Source organism: Lentzea sp. CC55 (assembly GCF_021056325.1).
Taxonomy (GTDB): domain Bacteria; phylum Actinomycetota; class Actinomycetes; order Mycobacteriales; family Pseudonocardiaceae; genus Lentzea; species Lentzea jiangxiensis.
In genome coordinates this window covers 302,831-321,160 of sequence record NZ_JAJCXE010000054.1, presented here as the reverse complement: position 1 = coordinate 321,160, position 18,330 = coordinate 302,831, and the positions used below count along the sequence as shown (strand labels likewise).

At 69.4% G+C, this 18,330-nt stretch carries 7 protein-coding genes and 3 pseudogenes; 2 read left to right on the top strand and 8 right to left on the bottom strand.

Annotated elements, in window-relative coordinates:
- Nucleotides 1–304 precede the first annotated feature (304 nt).
- From L6E10_RS34195 to L6E10_RS34185, 3 genes are all read right to left on the bottom strand, one after another.
- A complete protein-coding gene (locus L6E10_RS34195; protein ID WP_236224423.1) occupies nucleotides 305–559 on the bottom strand; it encodes a transposase in 255 nt (84 codons plus the stop codon).
- A 1,066-nt stretch (nucleotides 560–1,625) separates the two neighbouring features.
- Nucleotides 1,626–8,105, bottom strand: coding sequence for an RHS repeat-associated core domain-containing protein (locus tag L6E10_RS34190; RefSeq protein WP_236224278.1), 6,480 nt, complete (start codon nucleotides 8,103–8,105; stop codon nucleotides 1,626–1,628).
- A 38-nt stretch (nucleotides 8,106–8,143) separates the two neighbouring features.
- Nucleotides 8,144–10,375, bottom strand: a complete 2,232-nt coding sequence (locus L6E10_RS34185) for a tetratricopeptide repeat protein (protein ID WP_236224277.1) — start codon at nucleotides 10,373–10,375, stop codon at nucleotides 8,144–8,146.
- A gap of 159 nt (nucleotides 10,376–10,534) precedes the next feature.
- Between L6E10_RS34185 and L6E10_RS34180 the strand changes: the two genes are divergently transcribed.
- Nucleotides 10,535–10,795: a hypothetical protein gene (locus L6E10_RS34180; RefSeq protein ID WP_236224276.1), complete on the top strand. Its 261-nt coding sequence runs from the start codon at nucleotides 10,535–10,537 to the stop codon at nucleotides 10,793–10,795.
- 383 nt (nucleotides 10,796–11,178) lie between these two features.
- Here the strand turns inward: L6E10_RS34180 and L6E10_RS34175 are convergent, their stop codons facing one another.
- The 3 genes and pseudogenes from L6E10_RS34175 to L6E10_RS34165 all read right to left on the bottom strand — a co-directional run.
- Nucleotides 11,179–11,511, bottom strand: a complete 333-nt coding sequence (locus L6E10_RS34175; protein ID WP_236224275.1) for a transposase — start codon at nucleotides 11,509–11,511, stop codon at nucleotides 11,179–11,181.
- Nucleotides 11,512–11,562: 51 nt separating this feature from the next.
- A complete protein-coding gene (locus L6E10_RS34170) occupies nucleotides 11,563–12,009 on the bottom strand; it encodes a helix-turn-helix domain-containing protein (protein ID WP_236224274.1) in 447 nt (148 codons plus the stop codon).
- 345 nt (nucleotides 12,010–12,354) lie between these two features.
- Nucleotides 12,355–12,863: pseudogene (locus L6E10_RS34165) on the bottom strand (arpA protein); the annotation flags it as partial.
- Here L6E10_RS34165 and L6E10_RS34160 point away from each other — a divergent pair.
- Nucleotides 12,765–17,408: a type I polyketide synthase gene (locus L6E10_RS34160; protein ID WP_236224273.1), complete on the top strand. Its 4,644-nt coding sequence runs from the start codon at nucleotides 12,765–12,767 to the stop codon at nucleotides 17,406–17,408. The pseudogene L6E10_RS34165 and the gene L6E10_RS34160 sit on opposite strands and share 99 nt — an antisense overlap.
- A gap of 55 nt (nucleotides 17,409–17,463) precedes the next feature.
- Here L6E10_RS34160 and L6E10_RS34155 read toward each other — a convergent pair.
- Nucleotides 17,464–17,778, bottom strand: a pseudogene (locus tag L6E10_RS34155) (SNF2-related protein); the annotation flags it as partial.
- Nucleotides 17,779–17,861: 83 nt separating this feature from the next.
- Nucleotides 17,862–18,278 (bottom strand): annotated as a pseudogene (locus L6E10_RS41310) (hypothetical protein); the annotation flags it as partial.
- Between the last annotated feature and the right edge of the window lie 52 nt (nucleotides 18,279–18,330).

The following is an 18,330-nucleotide window of genomic DNA, read 5'->3' as shown; positions in this document are numbered from 1 at the left end:
CGGCACCCGCCGCGCGTACACCCCGTACTGGAACCGCGTGCTGGACCAATGGGCGAACATTTCGCTGAGCGACCGCAGCCCCACCGACATCCAGCGGCTCGTCCAGCACATCAGGGCCAATCTGACCGTGCGGCGCAACACCCGCAACGGCAACTCCGCCGCCGAACACCTCATCGCCGCACCGCGCTGCCTCTACCGGCACGCCGTCAACGACGAACTGATCGACGAGCGGTCCAACCCTGCCGCCAAGGTCGCCAAACCGCGACGCCAGCCCTGTGCGTGCCGAAAACCGCATCCATGCAGATTAAGCAGCATGGCGGTACTCGTGGATGACTCCGCCGAAACGGACCTGTCGGTCTATCGTGAGGCGTTCAATCTGGTCGGGTTCAAGGGGCTGGGGCCGTGCCCGCAGAGGTGCTGCGGCGGCGAGGGATCGGTGGGTGCGGTGCTCGTTGTAATGCCGCTCGTACGCACGCAGCGCGTGCCGCAGATGGGCCTGATTCCAGATCAGAGTGCGGTCCAGCAGTTCGACGCGAAGGGTCTTCACCCAGCGTTCCATGATCGCGTTCATGCGGGGCATCCGGACACCGGTCGGCACCGAAGCGATTCCTGCGGTGCCGAGGATTTTGGGGGTCAACGCGGGGTATTTGGCGTCGCGGTCACGAATGAGGAACTTGATCTGCGCGAGGTGTCCTGTGTCCTCGAGGTCCATGAGCAGGTTGCGAATGACCTGGATGACCCATGCGTGGGTGGGGTGTGCGGTGGTGCCGACTATCCATGCACACCGGTTGGCGTGGTGGATGGCGGCGAGAATGTACTGATGCTGCCCGGTCAGCGTGACCGTCTCGATGAAGTCCATCGCCAGGATCGCCTCGGCCTGCGAACGCAAGAAGTCAGCCCAGGTAACGGTCGTCCGGCGCGGGGCCGGATCGATGCTGGCAGTCTTGAGGATCTCCACACCGTCGACGCGGCGGTGGCGACACCGAGCAGCGCGAGTTCACCGTGGATACGTCGATACCCCCACGAGGGGTTCTCGGTTGCCAGGCGCAGGACGAGCCGGCGAATCGAAGCGACAGTGCGCGGACGTCCGGACGCACGGTTCACGCTCAAGCGGACATGGCGGCGCTTATTCAAGTCGCGATGCCACCTCACTACCGTGTCCGGGCTGACCAACAGCCGGAGCCGGCGCAACGTCGCGCCGGTCGAGGGTACGAGCAAGGCGGCGAGCAACGCCCTGTCCTCTGGCTGCAGTCGTGGGCGCTGATCGCCGAGTTGCCGGTGCAGGACCGCGAGTTGGTGGCGTAGCGCGAGGATCTCGACGTCCTTCTCACGCTCGGTCATGCGCAGAAGCCACAGCGCGGCGAAGGCGTGGGAGACGGCGACGTAGGCGAAACGGACCAGCACGACCGCGATCATGCCGGATGATGAGAGCCACCCATCGATACCCGTTGACCTGTACGGACGTATTTCTCGGCACGTACAGGGTGCGCGCAGCGCTCAGGACCCGCACCCCAACAAGCTGTCAGCTGTGGTTCAACCGGACGGCGTGAACCTGGCCGTTCCGGTGAGAAGCCAGAACGGCGCACGGCCCGCGAAAAGCGAGCCGTGCGCCGTTCAGCGAGACGTCAGTCCTTGCCTCCCCTGGTTCCTCTGTACGGGAAGCATGCGGCCACCAGGCCCATGATGTACGTCATGACACCCGTGACGACACCCCACAGTGCGGGCAGACTCCACGGAATCGTCGTCGCGCTCGCCCAGATGACGAGAATGAACGAGATCAGGGCCAGTACGCCCGCGATGCAGAGGAAGATCTTCTGAGGGTCGACGCGGTTCGGGTTGATCTTGCGCAGCGCCTTGCCCGCCCTCTTGAGCGCCTTCTGCAGCCGGCTCTTGTACTTCCTGGACACCTTCTTGACCCGCTTCTGGGCCTTCTTGAGGACGCTCTTCGCCTTTTTCAGCTTGCTCCTGAGCGTCTTCTTGCTGCCGCAGCCGCACCCGCCGCCGCGTTCCTCCTTGTTGATCCTGCCGTCCAGGTCCACCCGGTTGACCGGGTCGGCCGGGTAGTTGTAGGCGTTGGTGTTGCCGCCGCGCACCGGATCGACGGACAGGAACAGTCCGGTCGCGGGGTTGTAGAGACGCGCACCCATGAGCGTGAGGCCCGCACCGGAGACCGCACGCTGCTTGGCGCCGAGCCAGCCGTACTGCACCTGACCGGTCCGGTTCGTGTTGCCCGGCGCCGGGTTGCCGTACTCGTCGTAGTCGTTCCAGTTGCTCAACGAGCTCGCGGTCGTCGCAGGTGTCGCGACGTCCACAGTGGACACCACGTCGCCGTGCGGGTTGGCGATCGCCAGGGATCCCGCGCCGTTCTGATCGACCATCAGCGAGAGGTCATCGCTCATCAGCTCGACGTACCGGCGGCTCGACTCTCCCGCGCTCACCCAGGTCGGATTGTCCGAGCTGTCGGTGTAGTGACGGGTCGTCGTGCTGAACTCGCTGCCTTCCACGACGGACTCCGCGAGTCGCCGGTCGGCGGCGTCCAGCGTGTACGACGTGGTGACACCGCCCTGGGTGATCGACTTGGCCTGGTCGTCGTCGTAGTAGCCGATCTCCACGGCACCGTCGACAGCTCGTGGAGCGTCGGCGGACGGCAGCGTCGTGGTGCGGCCGAGTCCGTCGTAGGTGTAGCCGGTGACCGGACGGTCAGCGGTGTCGAACGAGCGCGTCACCGTGGTTCCGCCGGTGGTGGCGCACGAGCCGTCCGCCTCCGCGTTCCTTACCGTCTTGCTGAGCCTGTTGTCGTTGCGGTCGAAGGAATAGGTACGGGTGACGCACGGCGCCGTGGACGGGTCGTCGACGCCGGTCGTGGCCGCCGTCCGGTCCCGGACCTCGACCAGCCTGCCCGCCCCGTCGTAGGAGTAGCCGCGGTTGTAGGGAACCGCATCGCCCACGTCGGACGGGTCGCCCTCCGCGGGTGGGCCCGTGAACGCCTCGCCGTCGGGGGTCCACTCGCGGACCACGCGCCCGGTCACGTCGACGTCCTGCGACCAGGACAGCCAGCCGCCTCCGGATCCGGCGTAGCTCAGGCCGGTCCGCGTGCCCGTGTGGTCCACCTCGTTCTGCTGGGTGATGCCGCCGGGCAGCTGGTGCACGATCAGTGCGCCGTCCGCGTCGTAGGCTCCCGCCGAGGTCCAGGTCGATCCCGCGGTGGTGACCTCGACCTTCGTCGGCAGGCCACGCCGTTCGGTCTTGCCTGTCGCGTCGGTCCCGTCGTAGGTGTAGCGGGTGGAACCGTTCGCGTCGGTCACCGTGGCGATCGAGCCGGAGGCGTCGTAGACCGTCGTGGTCGTCGAGTCGCCGGACGGCTGGTAGCCGACCTGCCTGCCCCATCCGTCGTACGTGGTCGTCAGGGTCGAGGCGACACTGCCGTCCGCCCGCAACGCTCTGACGCCGGTCTCGACACCGGTCGCCGGGTCGTAAGTGGTCTCCTTCTTGGTGTTCGGGGTGGAACCGCTCAATCCGGTCGTGCTGGTTGCGACCGACGACACCCGCCCGTCGGCGAGGTAGGTGGTCGTCCTCGTGCGGGTCACCTCGCCCGAGGTCTCGGTCACCACCGTCGGCTCCAGCAGGTAGCTGAACCCGGTGTTGGTCGTCGACGGCAGCGCCGGACCCGACGACGGTGCGGCCGCAGGGAACCTCTTGCACACCAGGCCCGCCCACTGCGGTTTGCCGCCGCACTCGGTTCCGTTCACCGCCGCTGTGTAGTAGACGGTTTTGGTCGTGCCGGCGTCCGCACCATTCGACGCGGGCTGGCGCGTCTCCACGACGCGGTTCTCGTTGTCGTAACGCGTGACCCGCACGGTGTCCGCAGCGGACACGGCGCCGTCGAGGTCGGTGTCGTTGATCGTCCGGCTGGGCAGTCCGGACGCCCAGCCGTCGGGATCGCCTGCCGCCACGGCGTTGTAGTCGGTCAGCGTCCGGCTGACCGCTTCCACGTCCACGCCGGTGCCGGGATCGTGGGCGAAGGTGGTCTCGGTCGTGGCCAGCCGGTACGGCATGCCGCTGGCGGGGTTGACCCCGCCGTTAGGCGCACCCTGGTCGAACTCGATCTTGCGATGGGCACGCATCGGCTGGGAGGTGCCGTTCCGCAGTGTCGCGGTCACCACCGGGCCGTAGGTGTCGGTGATCAGCGTCTCGTCCTGGTTGTAGACGGTGATCGACGCCAGCTGGTCGGCGGCGGAGTGCTGACCGTCGATGATCAGCCGCAGCGCCCGCTGGTCCAGCTCGCGCACCTCGTTGCCCTTGGCGTTGTAGTCGGTGGCGGTGTATTGCCAGGCGCCCGCGCCGAACTCCGCGGTGTTCACCGTGTAGCCCTGGCCGTCGGTGTACTGCAGCTGCGCGAACTCCCAATCCCCCGCGGACGTACCGGCCGGGTGCTCGGGGCCGAACACCGCGAAGCCCTTCACCGGGGCGGACTCCTGCCCCCAGTTGTCCACAAAGGACTGCGACAGGTCGGGCAGGCCGGAACCAGTGAGAGGTACGTCATAGACGAAGCTCGCCAGCGTGGCGGTGCCGCCGGCGGGGTCACCGGCTGGCCGATCGCGCTTCACGTCGGCCAGCTTCACGTTCGGCGCGGCGGTGTAGCTCAACCGCACCGGAACCTGGCCCGGCGGCGTCACCGAGGTGAGCCGGTTGGCCGAGTCGTAGCCGTAGCCGGTGGTCAGGTTGCTGCGCGGGTCGGTCACGCCGGCGAGCCGTCCCGATGAGTCGTAGGCGTAGGACGCGACCTTGATCGTGTCCATGCCTGCATTGTCCGGGTTGAAGATCTCCAGCCAGGCGGCAACCATCCTGCCGTTGGACACCCCGGACGTCCCGTAGTCGAAACGCAGTGATCGGCAGCCGGCCACGTGCTGGTAGGCACCCTGAGCGTCCACACAGGCCACTCCTGGGGCGGAGGGCGCCAGGATCCGGAGTACTCGGCCGGCATCGTCGTAGCTGTAGGAGGTCTTGCCGGGCACGCCCTGTTCGGCGATGCTCGCCGGCCGGAACCTGCCCGCCGCCGTCGCGGTCGGCGCGGTGGCCGCGGTGGTGGCGAACGTGGTGACCGTGCCATCCTCCTCGGTGAAGGCGATGGTGGTCGCCGCGCCGCTACCGCTCACCGTGAGCTTCGTCCTGGCCTGCGCGGCGTCCTCCTCTGCGGCCACCCAGGTTCCGGCCTCCAGCGTCGCGGTGGTCCGTCGCTTGCCGCTCGGCGACTCGAAGACCAGCGTCGAGTCACCGCCGTCGACCAGGGCGATGGTGCCGTCGAGCCGCGTGTTGTCGATGACCTGCAGGCCGCCGGCACCCGCGTCGGCGCCCTCGAACCGGGCGGTCCATCCGGGCCCGAACACGCCGCTGACCGCGTCGGTCGGGCCGGCGAACGTCGAGTGCGACCGGGACACCGAAAGCTCACCGGTGTAGCCGGGCACCTCGATGTCGGTCTCCTCCGTGCGGAACTCACCGGTCCACAGCGCGACCTCGCCCGGTCCCGCGTCGGCGGTGGGATAACCGTTGCCGAACGCGTGCGGCACACGCAGGACCGTGCTCTTGGCCTGGGACCAGGTGCATTGCGTGGTGCTGGTGTAGACCAGGCACACCTGGACGTCCAGCAGCGCGGGCACCCGGTCGTTCAACGGCGTCGGCTGAACGCCCGCCGCGCCGGGATCGGCGTCGAGCTGACCGTCCTGCGTCTCCGCGGCGGTGTTCCAGGTGCCGGAAACCGTCACGCCCGCGGCGCCGTTGTCGGTCACCGTCAGCGGGGCGTTCGCGGAGGTGTTCCAGCCGGTCGACTCACTGCTGCCGCCGTAGCCGGACAGCCGCCAGCGCAGTGAGGCGGTCGGTGTGGCGGAACTGCCCTTGGGCGGTCCCGACGCGGAGATCCGCACGCCACCTGTGGTGGTGGTCCGCGGGTTCGCGGCCGGGCTGTTCAACGTGGTGCCGCCGTAGCCGAACGCGTAGTTCGACGCGGCGGACAGCTTCCCCGCTGGGGACTCGGCCTGGGCCTTGATGGTGTGCAGACCCTGGGTGTTCGGCATGGTGATCGTCGCTTTGGCCACGTTCGGGTCGGCTGACGGCGTGATCTTGAGTTGACCCGGTGCGCCGCCGGTGAAGTTCGTCGGTCGCACCACGCCGTCCGCGGTCACTCTGACGTAGCCGGGTGCGTTGAACCCGTTGCCCGGCGCGGAGATCGTGCAGGTGATGTTGGCAGCCGGTGGCGTGTCGGTCCACGAACCGTTGGAGTACGGGCAGGTGATGGTCAGCGCGGCCGGCGTGGCGGCGGCGATGCGCACCAGTGTCCACGGGGACCAGGCCGAGGTCAGCGACCCGTCGTTCGTCCTGGCTCGCACGACGATGGCGGTGTTGTCCGGCAGATCGACGTTGGGCTGGCAACCGGCCGTGGTGCCGGACGGATAGGTGGAGCTCGAGCAGGTGGCCTTCAGCGTCGCGGCCGTGCCCGCGGTCGAGGTGTGGAACTCGAAGTCGTACTTCACCGTGTTGCCGTCGGGGTCGGTACCTTTCGATGACACCCACGTGCGCCGGTTGGAGGTGTAGCGGTAGCTCGCGCCACCCGGTGCCGCGTAGGAGACGGCGTTGACGATCGTGGGCGCAACCGCCGTCGCCGGAACGCGGTTGTAGGTGTAGGAAATGTACGGATCGGCCGAGCCCTCGGTGGAGTGGAACCTCTTCCACGAGTTGGAGTCCGACTCGTTGGCCGCCATCAGCGCGATGCCGCCGGTGGCATAGCTCGCTCCCGACCACGCCTTCGCCAGAGTCGTGATCGGCACCGACACCCGGCCCGCCGGGCAGTTGGCGTCGTGGCCGCGGGCCGCCGTCGCCGAACCGTACTGGCTGCCGATCGTCGGCTGTGACGTCCAGCGCGTCGCCGTCGACGCGAGCTGCGCGCTCTTCACGACGTACGCGGACGGCGTGCAGGAGTACGACCACGTCTCGAAGAGGAAGAGGTTCGCGCTCAGGATCTGCTTGTTCTTGAACGGCGCGGTGGCGAAGTGCAGGAACGACCGCGCCTTGACCGCACCGCCGTTGTACGTGCCGAGCTTGAGCTCCGGCGAGGCCGACTGGTCGGTCGAGTAGTCCGTCTGGACCCACGTGTCGAAGCTCGCCCAGTTCGTGCCCACCGCGTACGTCGGGTCGACGGTGATCGGGAAAGTCCGCTTGGTGTCGTTGAACCACGCCGGATCCGGCTTCACCACGAGCGTCGTGGCACCGTGCGCGGTCTCGACCGCGATGCCGACCTGGGCGCGGTTAACGTGTTCACCGCTGCGTTCGTCGACGGTCGCGTCCCACATCAGCGGGACAGGGATGCTGGAGTGCACCTGGTTCTTCGCGTTGACGAAGTCGATCGATCCGTCCGGCTGCGGTTTGACGGTCAAGCCCTTGACCTGCAACGGGATCCGCCACACAGGGGTGGTGGCCGGTCTGCGTTTGACCACGAAGTCGTACTCAAAACCGGAGCGACGGTTGTGCACCACCAGGTCCACGCCCGGCTCGATCTCGGTGTAGGTGGCCTTCGTGCCGTCCAGCTTCGGCTCAGGCAGCGTCCACGGCGCCACCCACTCCACCTGCCGGTCCGAGCCGGTGCCCGCTGCGGCGAACGCGGTGCCGGTCTTCGCGGTCTTCGCACCGAGCTTCAAGCCCAGCGGGTGACCGCCCGGGGTGACCGCGCCGTCGCGATCCTTGCGCCAGTTCAGATCGATCGTGGTCCAGGCGCCCTGCTGGTCCTTGAACCGGATCGGCGCCGCATGCTCGTCGGTGGTCATCGTCCCGTCCGGGTTCGACCAGGTCGTCGAGGTCTCGGTGCGCAGCTCCTCCACCTCGACGCGGGAGCCCTGTGCGCGGGCCGACACGGCCGCGGACACCACGTCCGGTCTGGACGTCACGGTCGGGGCTTTGGCCGAAGCCGGCGGTGCGGCCTGCGCGGGTTCCGGATACGCCACCTCGACCGAGGTAGCGGTGAGCGCCATCAAGGCGGTTAGCAGAATCCCTTTGCGCAGCGCGGATAGTCGTGTGGTCACAGGGCCCCCCTCGCGAATCGACTCAAGTACCGCCACTCTGGCGGCGTGCCGTCCGATCAGCCCAGCGACAACCTCTACAGTTCGCCTACACAGTTGTCGTCGCTCTGCAGCAGCTCCACGACTCTCTTCTCCCTCACCGGGTCACCCAAGCGGCGCAGCAGGGCGAGCGCCCGCTCCAGCACCTCCCGAGCGGCGTCGGGCTCACCTGCGGCGAGAAGGGTCTCGCCGAGGTCCGCCAGTGTGTTCGCCTCTCCGGGCGCGTCGGCGATCCGGCGCCACTGCTCGGCGCTGCGCCGCAGGGCCTCGACGGCTTCCGGGAAACGGCGATCCGCACGGTGAACCAGGCCCTGCACGACGAGCGCGTACGCCATGCCGTGGGCGTCGTCCAGCGGCTTGAGATGGGCGATGGCGTCCGCGAGGTAGCGGTGCTGGGTCACCCGGTCGCCGGCCAACGCGTACAGCTCGGCGAGGTTCACCATCGTGATGCCACAACGACGCATCGCGAGACCGCGTTCGCCGAACTCGATGGCTTCGCCGATCGCGCCACTGAGCCGGTACACATAACACGCGTTGTTGAGGGCCCTCGCGGTGATGTCGTCGTCGCCGTGCTCCTCCAGCAGTGCGATGTTGTCCCGAATACATTGCTGCGCAACGGAGAAATCACCGGTGCCGCGGTGCGCGAGTTCCGCTTCCGCCAGGGCGAGGTCACTCAGCAGGGACGCGTGCGTCAGCCGGTCGCCCGGCTCCTTCAGCGCCGCCTCGCAGACTTGCCGCCAGTCCCGCCACAGCCCTCGGGAGCGGTAGAACTCGAACAGTCCCAGAGCGAGACCGGCGATCAGCGCCCTGTCCACATCGGAGTCCGCCACCGCCTGACGCACCACCGCAACCAGGTGAGTCTGCTCTCCGTCCAACCAACCGAACGCGTCCGCGATCTCCGGAGCGGCTGTCATGCACGGTGCTCTCATCAGCCGTGGCGAACCGGCCGCACTGGACAGGGCGAGCCCGCGCCAGGCGACCGCGCTGTACAAGTCCAGCAGGCGGTTCAGCACTGCGGTGCGTGCCGGTGCGACCGCCAGCCCAGCGCCATACGCGCGCAACAGGTCGTGCATCCGATAACGACCGGGGGCGGGTACCTCCAGCAGACAGGCCGCAGCCAGTCGTTCGAGCAGCCGGTCGACCTCGTCCTCGCCGAGGCCGAGCACAGCGGACGCGACCAGTACGGACAGGTCCGGCACTGCGGGCCAGGCCAGCAACGGGTATGCGGCCGCAGCGTCCCGGTCTACCGAGTCCTCGCTGGCCGCCAAGCCGTCGATTGACAGCGCGAAGCAGGCCCGCACGCCGGCCTCGTGCTGGTCAAGCTCTTCCAACCGGCGGCTGTCGTCGGCCAGACGTTCCGCCAGGTACGACAACGGCCAGGCAGTCCTGAACGCAAGACGTGTGCCCGCGAGGCGGACCGCGAGCGGCAACCTGCCGCAGCGGCGCACGACCTCCACGGCCGCGTCCGGTTCGGCGGCCACCCGTTCCCGGCCGGCTGTCGCCGCCAGCAGCGCAATCGCGTCCGGCTCGGAGAGAACGTCGAGGTGCACCTGCCGCGCGTGCCGTACGGCAAGCAGTGCCCGACGGCTAGTGATGATCGCGGCGGCACCCGCGGTGCCCGGCAGCAGAGGAATGACCTGCTCCGAGTTCGCGGCGTTGTCGAGCACCAGCAGGACGCGCCGGCCAGCGAGCTCGGTTCGCAGCCTCGCCGCGGCCTCGTCCACGGTGCCGGGAACGCTCGTACCCGCCACTCCGAGGGCACGTAGAAGCAGGCCCAGCGCTTCCAGCGGCGACACCGGCTCGTGGGCGCCCTGCAGATCAACGTAGAGCTGGCCATCCGGGAAGTCGGCGGCGAGCCGGTGACCTACATGCACAGCCAGCGACGTCTTGCCCACCCCACCCATGCCGGTGATCGACGCGACCGCCGCCGCGGCCGGGTCGCGCACGATGTCCGCGACGATCTCGACCTGGTCGGCGCGACCTGTGAAGTGCGTGGTGTCCGCAGGCAGTTGGCGCGGCGTGGAGCCGACGGCACGCCGGGGCGTGCCCTTGCGTGCTGCAGCCCGCGCGAATTCCTCACGCCGCAGCCCCGTCAAGCCCAGCACACCGACCAGCCGGTCCACCGTCACGGCCTGCGGATACCGGCGGTCCCCGCGTTCCAGCGCACCGATCGCCTGCTCGCTGAGACGGGCTTTCTCAGCGAGCGCCTGTTGCGTCAGCCCTGCTTCGACCCGGTAGTAGCGCAGCAACTCACCGAACGTCTCGAGCACGTCCTCAAGTCTGCCCCTCCGCAGCTGTGTGCTGGGCTGGTTCAGCACATTCGGTTGTTGGGTCCAGCCGTCCGCGCCCATCAAGGGGCACCAACGGCGGTATACGCCACCGATCACTACCGCACCGCCCTCGACCAGCGGCACCCCGACCGAAGGCCGATGTTCACCGCGCTGGAGGCTCCAAGGTCATCTGGCCGGACGAGCAGCGCGAACAGGTCGACGCGATCATCCTCGCCACAGGATATCGGCCCGACCTGCCGTAACCTGAGCACGCTGGGCATCGAGCACGACCGCGGCGTCTCACGTCACCACCGCGGTCTCGGTTTCGTCGGGCTCGAATGGCAGCGCAGCCTCTCGTCCGCGACCTTGCGCGGCGTCGGCCGCGATGCCTTCCACGTGGTGCGCCGCCTGTTCCGATGAGGCCGACCACAGCCCGACGCCTGCTGGCCGACCGCACCGGTACGGATGGCGGCAGCGGCGGTGAGGCTCGCCGCTCCGTCTCGGAGAACCGCAACACTGCTGCCAACAGGCGGCACTACGTGAGGTGAATAGTGTGCGACTTCGTCCTCGGACACAAAAATGTGGCAGATTTGCCACATCCATGTGGCAGGTGCTCAAGTTCATTTGAGCACCTGTTTTGCGTCTCAGTGCCACTTTCAGGTGGTGTCCGATGACGTTCGCCTATATCCGCCCGATCGTTCCTGACACCGCGTCAAAAAATGCCGCGGGCGTTTCGGCTCGCGTGGTTGGCCAGCCGCTTCCGCTTATAGCCGTGTGCATGCCGAAAACTACGTCGATGCAGGTTAAGCGGCATGGCCATACTCGTGGATGACTCCGCCGAGCCGGTCTTGCCGATCTACGGTGAGGAGTTCGATCTGATCGAGTTCGAGAGGCTGGGGCCGCACCCGCAAGGGTGGTGCGGCGGCGAGTGATCGGTGGGTGCGGTGCTCGTTGTAGTGCCTCTCGTACTCCCGCAGCACACGCCGTAGGTGGGCCTCATTCCAGACCAGCGTGCGGTCCAGCAGTTCGGCCCGAAGCGTCTTCACCCAGCGTTCGATGATGGAGTTCATGCGGGGCATCCGGACGCCGGTCAGCACCGTTGCGATCCCCGCGGAACCGAGGATATCGTCGATCAACGCAGGGTATTTAGCATCGCGGTCACGAATGAGGAACTTGATCTGCGCGACTTATCCGGTGTCCTCCAGGTCCATGAGCAGGTTGCGGATCGCCTGGGTAACCCAGGCATGGGTGGGGTGTGCGGTGGTGCCGACGATGCCTACACGCCGACTGGCGTGGTGGATGGCGGCGAGAATGTACTGGCGCTGTCCGGTTAGCGTGACGGTCTCGATGAAGTCCATCGCCAGGATCGCCTCCGCCTGCGAGCGCAAGAAGTCGGCCCAGGTAACAGTTGTCCGGCGCGGGGCCGGATCGACGCCGGCGGTCTTGAGGATCTCCCACACCGTCGATGCGGCGACCGCGACACCGAGAAGCGCCAGTTCGCCGTGGATGCGTCGATACCCCAACGACGGGTTCTCGGCTGCCAGGCGCAGAACGAGCCGGCGGATCGAAGCGACAGTACGCGGACGTCCAGGCCCTCGGTTCACGCTCATGCGGGCATGACGGCGCTTGATCACGTCGCGGTGCCACCTCAGCACTGTATCCGGGCTCACCAGGAGCCGGCACAGCGTCGCGCGGGCCAAGGGCGCGAGTAAAGCGGCGAGCAACGCCCTGTCCCTCAGGTAGCAATCGTGGGCGCTGAGCGCCGAGTTGCCGGTGCAGGACCGCGAGTTGGTGGCGTAGCGCGAGGATCTCGACGTCCTTCTCCCGATCAGTCATACGCAGCAGCCACAGCGCGGCGAAGGCGTGAGAGACAGCGAGGTAGGCGAAGCGGACCAGCACGGCCGCGATCATGCCGGATGACGAACGGCAACTTGCCAATACCGCTGACCTGCACGGACGTACTTCTCGGCACGCACAGCCTGGGTCAGCATGCTGACGGTGAACTCGTTGGTGTCGAAGTGCCACGGGTGCGCGCGGCCGGGCGGGATCACGTTCAGCACCAGGCCGGACAGTGGGTCGGCCAGCTCCGGCAGCTCGAAGCACGCGGCGACGAACCGCTGGAACACCTCGCTGGTGTAGAGCTGGTGGATGATCGCGTCGCGCGGGACGACGTCGCGGGCCACGAACGCGTTGCCGCGCTCCATCGTCGTGCCGCCGGGGTGGTCCGGCGGCAGCGGGCTGTCGACGTCGATGTTGTAGGCGTTGACGGTCTCGACGTCGTAGTAGGCGTGCGGGGTGATCTCGGCGCCCTCTCGCCGCAGATCCTCGTGCAGCGCGGGTCTGATGAAGTCGGGCAGGACGCTGCACCCGACGGTGTGCAGGTCGCGCGGTGGGTGCATTCGACAACATCCCGCCACGCCGCGCCGTCCGGTTCGGCCAACGGATAGTCCGCGGTGTTCACGACCTGTTCGAGCAGTCCCGCTTCCATCCGGTCACCGCCCGCCATCAGGTCACCGAGCACGGCGTGCGCAGGCTGCTGCTCGTCTCGCGGCGCGGGCCGGCCGCGCGGGGTGCCGCGGAACTGGTCGCCGAACTGACCGCGCTGGGCGCCGTCGTCCGCGTCGCCGCGTGCGATGTCAGCGATCGCGCGGAAGTCGCGGCGCTGCTGCTGTCCGAGCCGGTGACCGCTGTCGTGCACACCGCGGGTGTGGTCGACGACGGCACCATCGACACCTTGACCGCCGAGCAGGTGGATCGAGTGCTCGCACCGAAGGTGGACGCCGCCTGGCATCTGCACGACCTCACCCGCGAGATGGACCTGTCGGCGTTCGTGCTGTTCTCCTCCGCCGGGCCGCTGCTCGGCGGGCAGGGCCAGGGGAACTACGCGGCCGCCAACGCCGCGCTGGACGCGCTCGCCCAGGCACGCCGCGCCGCCGGTCTGCCCGCGCACTCGCTGGCCTGGGGGCTGTGGAAGCTCGGCATGGCCGAAGGGCTGAACGAACCTGGCGGCGACCACCTGGTGCGTCAGATCCGCACGCGTCTCGGCTTGTCCCCGATCGAGCCGGACGTCGGCATGCGGATGTTCGACAACGCGTTGGCCACCGGCGAACCGATGCTGATGACCGCGTTGCTCGACACCCCCTCCCTCACCGCGGCGGGCCGGCTGGGCACGCTGCCCGCGATGCTGCGCGGCCTGATCCACGTGCCGTCACGCGCTCAGGCCGCCGACAGTCCGTTGCGCCGGCGTTTGCTCGACGCCCCCGCCGACCGGTGGGAGGCGTTGATCCGCGACGAGGTCCGCGCGATCGCCGCAGCGGTCCTCGGCCACGAGTCGGCGGACGCCGTCGACCCCGGAACACCGTTCAAGGACCTGGGCTTCGACTCGCTCGGCGGAGTCGAGTTCCGCAACCGGGTGACCGCGGCCACCGGTGTCCCGCTGCCGGCCACGCTGGTGTTCGACCACCCCACCGCCGCCGCCGTCGCGAGCTTCCTGCGCACCCAGGTCGACGGGTCGGAGCCGGCGGGACCGCGGCCTGTCGTCAGGGCGAGGGCCGACGAGCCGATCGCGATCGTCGGCATGAGCTGCCGGTACCCCGGCGGTGTCGAGAATCCCGACCAGCTCTGGGAACTGATCACCGGGCGCGTCGACGCGATCACCCCGATCCCCGGCGACCGCGGCTGGGACGTCGATCGCCTGTACGACGCCGAACCCGGCAAACCCGGCAGGATCTACACCAGGGAAGGCGGGTTCCTCGATGCCGCGGGTGACTTCGACGCCGCCTTCTTCGGAATCGGGCCCCGCGAGGCAGCCGCCATGGACCCGCAACAGCGGTTGATGCTCGAAGCGTCCTGGGAAGCGCTCGAAGACGCCGGTATCGACCCGGCTTCACTGCGCGGCAGCGACACCGGTGTGTACGCGGGCGTCATGTACCAGGACTACGGCTACACGGCACGCGAGGCCGCCGACGGTGCCGCGGAGGGCTATCTGGCGACCGGATCGGCCGGCAGCGTCGTCTCCGGCCGGGTGTCCTACGCACTCGGGCTGGAAGGACCGGCGGTCACGGTCGACACGGCGTGTTCGTCGTCGCTGGTGGCCCTGCACGTGGCGGCGCAGGCCCTGCGCGCGGGCGACACGTCGCTGGTCTTGGTCGGCGGGGTGACCGTCATGTCGACCCCGTTGCTGTTTCTGGAGTTCTCCCGGCAGCGGGCGCTGTCACCGGACGGACGCTGCAAGGCGTTCTCGTCATCGGCGAACGGTGTCTCGTGGGCGGAGGGCGTCGGTGTGCTCGCCCTCGAGCGGTTGTCCGACGCGCAACGCAACGGGCGCGCGGTTCTGGCCGTGATCCGCGGCAGCGCGATCAACCAGGACGGTGCGAGCAACGGCCTGACCGCGCCGAACGGCCCGTCGCAGGAGCGGGTGATCGCGCAGGCACTGGCCAACGCGGGGGTGACCGCGGCCGAGGTCGACGCGGTGGAGGCGCACGGCACCGGCACCACGCTGGGCGATCCGATCGAGGCACGAGCGTTGCTCAACGCCTACGGGCAGGAACGCGCCGAGCCGCTGCGGATCGGCTCGTTGAAGTCGAACATCGGGCACGCGCAGGCGGCCGCCGGCGTCGGCGGTGTGATCAAGATGGTGCAGGCGCTGCGGCACGAGACGTTGCCGCCGACCCTGCACGTCGACGCGCCCTCACCACACGTGGACTGGTCGGCCGGGGAGGTGCGAATCCTGACCGAGGCCGAACCGTGGCCGGTCGGACAGCGCCCGCGCAGGGCGGGCGTGTCGTCGTTCGGGATCAGCGGAACCAACGCGCACGTGATCCTCGAGGAGGCCCCCGCGGTCTCGTCGCGGCCGGTCGATCCGCCGCGCCCGGCGACCGTGCCGTTGCTGCTGTCCGCACGGACGACCGCCGCGCTGCGGAGCCAGGCGCGACGGCTGCACGACGCGCTGCTCGCACATCCGGAGCTCGACCTGACCGACGTCGCGGTGACGCTGGCGCACCACCGCACGCGGTTCGAGCAGAGCGCCGCCGTCGTGGGCTCCGGCCGGGAGACGCTGCTGCCGGCGCTGATGCGCCTGGCGGCGGGAGAACCGGGACCGGGCGTCGTCGACGGTGTCGGCCAAACGGGCACGACCGCGTTCCTGTTCACCGGCCAGGGCGCGCAGCGGATCGGGATGGGCGCCGGGCTCTACCGGGAGTTCCCGGTCTTCGCGGCCGCGCTCGACGAGGTGTGCGCGGAGTTCGACGCGCACCTGGGGCATTCGCTGCGGGAAGTGATGTTCGGCTCGGTGGACGAGACCCTGCTGGACCGCACCGAGTACACCCAGCCCGCCTTGTTCGCGTTCGAGGTGGCGATGTACCGCCTGGTCGAATCGTTCGGCGTGACGCCGGACGCCGTGGCCGGGCACTCGATCGGCGAACTGGCCGCGGCGCACGTGGCCGGGGTGTGGTCGCTGCCTGACGCGTGCAGGCTCGTCGCGGCGCGTGGCCGGTTGATGGGGGCGCTGCCCGCGGGTGGAGCGATGCTCGCCGCCGCGGTGCCGGAGGAACGGGCGCGGGAGTTGGTCGCCGGGACGATCTCGCTGGCGGCGGTGAACGCTCCTGACGCGGTGGTCTTCTCCGGGGAAACCGAGGCGGTGTCGGCGCTCGAGTCGAGGTTGGTGGCCGAGGGTGTCAGGACCACGAGGCTGAAGGTGAGCCACGCGTTCCACTCCGCCCTGATGGATCCGATGCTGACCAAGTTCGCCGAAGTCGCCGCGAGCCTCACGTACCACGAGCCGCGAATCCCCTTGTGTTCGACGGTTTCCGGGGCGTTCGACCCGGTCGGCACGCCCGAGTACTGGGTGCGGCAGGTGCGCGAGGCGGTGCGGTTCGCCCCAGCGGTGCGGACCCTGCTCGACTCGGGTGCGGGCCTGTTCGTCGAGCTGGGCCCGGACGCGGTGCTGACGACCATGGCCCGCGCCACCCTGGCGGACGCCGACGCGTCGGTGGTCGCGGGATCCCGTCGCGCGATCGCCGAACCCGAGCAGCTGGTCGTCGCGCTGGCCACCGCGCACTGTGCGGGCCGGCCGGTCCGATGGGCGGCTCGCCTCGGCGAACGGACGCGGCAGCGGACCACGTTGCCCACCTACCCCTTCCAGCACGCACGGTTCTGGCTGCAGCCCGCGGAGAACACCGCGCCGCTCGGCGCCGGCTCCGCCGGCCACCCGCTGCTGCACGCCCAGGTGCAGCTCGCCGGCAAGGACGAGTGGCTCTTCACCGGCAGGCTCTCGCCGCGCACGCAGCCATGGCTCGCCGACCACGTCGTCTTCGACACGGTTCTGATGCCCGGCAGCGGACTCGTCGAAATGGCGCTGGCGGCCGGTGCCCGGCTCGGCGTGCCGCGACTGGCGGAGCTCGTGCTCGCGGCGCCGCTGGTCCTCACCGCCGACGGTGCCGCGGACCTCCAGCTCGCCGTGGGCGAACCCGGCGCCGATGGGCACCGCACCGTGGCCGTCCACGCCCGCGCCGGCGATGCCTGGGTGCTGCACGCCCGTGGCGTGCTCACGCCGGCCACGCCTGCCATCGCACCTGACTGGCCCCGCGGGTGGCCTCCGGCAGCAGCCGATCCGGTCGGCGGACAGCAGGTGTACCGCGCGCTCGGCGACCTCGGCCTCGGATATGGCCCGGTGTTCCGCGGTGTGCGCGCCGCCTGGTCGCACGGGGAGGAGGTGTTCGCCGAGCTGGAGCTCGACACCTCAGCGCGTGCCACCGATTTCGGGCTGCATCCGGCACTGCTGGACGCGGTGTTCCACGCGGCGGCCGGCCCTCTCACCGAGGGCGGGGTACAGCTGCCCTTCGCGTTCGACGGTGTCCAGCTGGAGCAGTCCGGCGTGGGTGCCCTCCGCGCCCGGATCGTGCGCGTCGCACCGGACACGGTCCGCGTGGAGGCGGTCGACGCGACCGGTGCCCTCGTGCTGAGCGCGGAGTCGGTGCGGGTCCGCCCGGTCGAGCGGCAGGCACTGGCCCGGCTGCGCGGCGCGGCACCGTGATGGGCCGGATGAATCGACGGCGGAACTGCGCCTTGTGCCCGAAGAGCTGCGGTGCGACCAGGTTCAGCAACGCCCAGAGTTCCTCAAGACGATTCTCGACGGGCGTTCCGGTCAGCGCGATCTTCGCGTCGGCCTCGATGGTGCGCGCGGCCTTCGACACCTGTGCGTACGGGTTCTTCAACACCTGCGCCTCGTCGAAGACCGCGGTCGTCCACTCGTGTTCCGCGAGAACTGGGCCGTGCATGCGCAGCGTTGGATAGCCGGTGAGCACCACGGTCCTGTCGCCCGTCGGCTCCAACGGCCCGCCACGCCAGATCCTCGTCCGCAGATCCGGCGCGAACCGCGCGATCTCGTGCGCCCAGTTGCCCACCAGCGACGTGGGGCACACCACCACCTGCGGCCCCTCGTCGGCAGCGTCTTGCCGAGCCCCATCTCATCGGCGAGCACCGCACCGCCGTGCGCGTTGACGGCTTCGCGCAGCCAGCTCACCCCGCGGACCTGGTACGGCCGCAGGTCGGCGGTCAGCGTGGTGCGCAGTTCGGCCGCGACCGCGGTGGTGCGCAGGAAGACGGCCACGGCGTGCTCAGCCGACGTGACGGCGGCACCGGTGGCGTCGGGAACGGCGTGCCCGGCGATCGGCAGGACCGAGTCGCCGCCCGCGATCCGCGCCCGCCAGGCGTCCACCGACCGGCCGGGCGAGTCGAGCACCGCGTCGGCGAGCCGGTCCGGCTCGACCAGGGCGCAGTCGACCTGGGACACCTCGAGCCCGGCGAGGTCCCAGGTCGGAACGGCCAGGGTGATCGGCTGCACGTCACCGACGGACGGCGCGGCCCCCACCGCGCTGCTGGACCGGGTCCACAGCGCGAACATGTGCCGGTCGAGGAGGTACGTGGCTTGACTGTCGCCCGTGGCCGGGGCCGGC